General features: G+C 43.9%; 1 protein-coding gene. It reads right to left on the reverse strand.

Going from position 1 to position 985, the window contains the following annotated elements; all coding sequences use genetic code 11:
- Nucleotides 1–981 (reverse strand): AMP-binding protein (locus tag RIG61_02700; protein MEQ9618065.1); only part of this gene is annotated, 981 nt, incomplete at its 3' end.
- Nucleotides 982–985 lie beyond the last annotated feature (4 nt).

Here is a 985-nt window from a genome sequence, read left to right on the forward strand (position 1 = left end):
AAGCCAACGGCCAAGGTCGCCCGTACGGTACACAAGGCCACCGCCGCCGAAAGGGTCCGCAACGAATCGGTCCGCAGTCAGATCCGGCAGGTTCAGGTAGCCACGCGAAAGACCCGCACCGCCTATGTGGAGCTCCCCGGGTACCCCTACGGGACAAAGAGAACAGTCTTCATTTAAAATGTATACTTTTGTTCCATTGATTGGTTTTCCTATTGGTATAGGCTTTAATACATTTAGCCCTTGAAGTATCTCATAACAACATGTAAAAGTTGTGTTCTCTGTTGGGCCGTAACCATTAATTATCCTTACTTTCTTCAATTTCGTCTGTACAGTAGCCACTGAAAATGGATTCACAATATCTCCACCAGTGAGAATATATTTTAACGGAAGTCTGGATATATCAGATTTAGACCATTCATCAAATAAAGCTGAAGTAAACCAAACTGTATCCACTCCATCGCTTAGAATTAGTTCATTGATTGATAATAAATCCAATCTTCTATGTGGGTATAAAACCAGATTCCCCCCGTTCAGCAAGGAACTCCAAATCTCAAATGTCGCTGCATCAAAGGATATCGAAGATAACTGTAATATTTTGGTAGATTCTTTCAATGTCATTCTAGACCATTCGATAAGTCTTACAACGCCACTATCCGGAATCAGAACTCCTTTGGGAAAACCTGTTGACCCCGAGGTGTATATCACATATGTGATACTTTGGGGGGTTCTCAACAAATCCAAAGAAGTTGATGGAATATCTTTTAACAAATGTTCTAGATCATCAGTGTTCAATCTTTTGATTCCTATATCTTCTCTAATCATATCTTTATAGGAATTTTGTACTAGCACCACCCCGCAGGAGGTGTCACCCAGCATGAAGTCGATGCGCTCGCGAGGGTACGACGGATCGATCGGAACGTACGCCCCGCCAGCCTTCAATATCCCCAGGATACCGACGACCATCTCCAGCGAGCGGTCGATGCAG

It is taken from the genome of Deltaproteobacteria bacterium (assembly GCA_040223695.1).
Taxonomy (GTDB): Bacteria; Desulfobacterota_D; UBA1144; order Nemesobacterales; family UBA2774; genus JAVKFU01.